The following is a 2,730-nucleotide window of genomic DNA, read 5'->3' as shown; positions in this document are numbered from 1 at the left end:
ACACAACTTCACCGGCGCCAAGGTGATGCGCGACCTCACCGTCGACACCACCCACACGTACTATGTGCTCGCCGGCACAACTCCGGTCCTGGTCCACAATAATGACCCTGGGTTTATCAACCTCGGCGTCTCTGGTGGGGAGTCGTGCCCGGTCGGCCGTGGCGCGAATTCATGGACGCCGGATTCTGCAGACGGATACCCCAGCTATGACAAAGCTGGTGGCTGGTTGCAGGTGCATGGGCCAGCCAGAAATTACGCGACGCCAGGCGGGCCGAAGCTGAACTGGGAGCACGTCGTTGAGCAAAGTCAGGGTAAGCAGGGGGCAGGGAGATCCAACTTCCCGCAGGAGTGGATCAATAACCCTGATAATATGTTCCTTCAGGATCAAAGCATCAACTTTGCCAAGAACGGATACTATGCAAAGACCTTCAACTGGACGGGTGGGAAACCGATCCGAGACATGCTTGCGGATATGCCTTTCCATCAGCAATGGGACTTTGGGATGTACGTAAATAGAACACTCAGAACACATGGCAAATCGGGTCTAGTGGGGGATGTGTAGAAATCGTGAGCTCGATGGACAGCGTATACAACCTGGCAGTCGACTACGGAGTGGAAGGCGTTGTGCCGGCCGACGCGCCGCTCGGAGTTGCTAAGCTTGCCCACGTCCATCGGGTCTTTAATGCAATTATGGGCGGTGGCTTCGGCTTTGCGATGGAAGTTATAGAACCGGTTGAGTTCGAGCGGGCAATCGACGGTTTTCGGTACCTGAATCTCGTCGAGGTTGCGGACTTGCTAGCCGGACTGGTTAGAAGTTATGGCAAATCCGGCTACGACGAGCGCAAGGAAGAATCTCTTGATGTGCTAATCAACGAGAGCTCTCTGGTTCTAGATGCCTATCGGAGAAAGGCGGCTGAAGAACCTTCCGACTTTGGGCTTTGATGGCTCGACCCTGTGTTTGGCCGGTTGTGTGGACCACCTCCACGGTCCGGCAGATGTAGGGGGTGCAAGGTGTCGCGACGAGTGATCGCGATCCGGCCGTCAGGGCGATGGCCTGTCCTCTTCTCGGCACACGCTCCGTGTTGAGGCGACGCCTTCGGGTGCTGCGGTGTGCGGACTTCCGTCCATGTTGCCGTCACGGTTGCCGTCAAGCAAGGGACTAAAATCGAGAGACTTGGATGTGTGGCTCGTCCTCCGAAGATCTCGGGGCTGTTGTCTCGGATATGACGGCGTGCGCGCGGGGCCGTAGGTCTGTAGCGCGTGCGCGCGGCCCGGCCATCGGCCGGGCCGCCCTTGATTATGTAGAGCAGTTTTGAACAGCCTGGTCGCGGCTGGTGGCTACTGCTTGGGTTCGCGGCAGCGACGCCCTGCGCGCGAAAGACGTCTGTCTCGCGCTGGGCATCGGCACCGAGCCCAAGGACACCGAAGGCATCCGCGCGAAGCTGAAACGCCTGGTCAACCGGCACATCCTGGCCGAAGGCCAACCCGGCCTGTTCACCCTTACCGAGAAACGGGCATAACCTCCCGGACCACCCTCTGACATAGCCTCCGAGGTTCACGCACTTCTAAGCGACGACCCTATTGCGGCCCAAAACCGGGTCGTTGCCATCATGGAGATGGAAGATGGAACTCGATATGCCGCAAGTGCCGGTGCCGCCTTCACTGCGGAGCAGAGCAGATTGCTTCAGAAGCACAATATCCATGAGGTCAGGTGGAAGCGTTCTCGTGACCAGAACAAGCATGCCGAGGTCCAGCTCATCGAATTCGTGAGGCGATCCAATGAGAGTCTCTTCCCGGTGGGTCGTGCCAATTCAATGGGCGTGTCTAAGGATATTTGTTCGAAGGTCTGTCAGCCTGCGATAGCGAAATTCCAGGGAGGGGGAAAGTCGAGTGCCGATCTCAGAAGTGTTACCTGGTGAAGTGGGCGACGAGGGTTCATTGGCGAATATTGGCGAGAAGCTGGAAAGTTCGTCCGAGATTTCCATTTTCGCCTTGTGCTGTGCGACTAGAGTTGCCAAGGTTGTCGACCTGTTAGATCTTCCCGAGATGGCAACTGCAATCACTAGCGGAATTTCTCTTGGATGGTCATGGTTCACGACTGAGAGCGAGTCGATTGACCTTGATCCGGCTGTTCTAAGGGTTGAATCTGTTGTACCGGTTGCCTTAGAGCAAGGTGGACATGTGGACAACGCGACAGTGGCTGTCCTTTACGCCTTAAGGGCTCTGCGTGACAAGGATCGCTCAAGTGCCCTTAATTCGGCCAAGAGAGTCCGTAACTTGAGCTACGACCTTGCCAGGGAAATATGGCCGACGATGTCGTTGGAATTCCTTGTCGAGTCTCCGGTATTCGTGGCGGAGTTCCGGCGCCAGTTAGCTGATGCCAAGGAGATCGCTGGCTGGGGAGGCGTGGTGACGCACGAGCGGGTCGCCCGTCTCCGTATGCGTGCTGAGCGTGACGGAGATGAGTTCGTCAAGGTTGTCAGAGGTGACGATATCGCCTCGAGGTCTGGTAAAGAGGCTCCAGAGCAGTCTTCTCTCTTTTGACGTTGCCGCCAGAAATCGCGGATGATTCTCATTTATTCCGCAGACCACGCGTCGGTTCCCAACGTACGACTACGAGTGTGAGCTGAAGTAGTATCAGGGTCAGTTGGCCCAGTACAACCGCGACATGGACCAGCATCAGCGTGATGTGCGGTTCACCGGTGAGGACATCGCCCGGCAGGAGGCCGA

The 2,730-nt window shown here is 57.0% G+C and carries 3 protein-coding genes and 1 pseudogene; all 4 read left to right on the top strand.

All coding sequences use genetic code 11. The features are described 5' to 3' along the window. Positions 1-562 (top strand): annotated as a pseudogene (locus LXN57_RS47615) (hypothetical protein); the annotation flags it as partial. A 14-nt stretch (positions 563-576) separates the two neighbouring features. After that, positions 577-942 (top strand): hypothetical protein, encoded by a 366-nt coding sequence (locus LXN57_RS47610; protein ID WP_251804946.1) that lies wholly within the window; start codon positions 577-579, stop codon positions 940-942. 392 nt (positions 943-1,334) lie between these two features. Then, on the top strand, positions 1,335-1,520 hold the full coding sequence (locus LXN57_RS47605; protein WP_251804945.1) for a hypothetical protein: 186 nt from the start codon (positions 1,335-1,337) through the stop codon (positions 1,518-1,520). Positions 1,521-1,890: 370 nt separating this feature from the next. After that, the gene (locus LXN57_RS47600; RefSeq protein ID WP_251804944.1) at positions 1,891-2,544 is read left to right on the top strand and encodes a hypothetical protein; all 654 of its coding nucleotides are present in this window, start codon (positions 1,891-1,893) and stop codon (positions 2,542-2,544) included. Positions 2,545-2,730: the final 186 nt, after the last annotated feature.

This window comes from Paractinoplanes hotanensis (genome assembly GCF_023717965.1).
Taxonomy (GTDB): domain Bacteria; phylum Actinomycetota; class Actinomycetes; order Mycobacteriales; family Micromonosporaceae; genus Actinoplanes; species Actinoplanes polyasparticus.
The sequence above is the reverse complement of the archived record's forward strand: the minus strand, read 5'-3'. Positions and strand labels throughout refer to the sequence as shown.

Excerpts from the sequence above, each read along its gene's own strand:
- LXN57_RS47610 (WP_251804946.1), top strand. The coding sequence starts at position 577 with ATGGACAGCGTATACAACCTGGCAGTCGACTACGGAGTGGAAGGCGTT.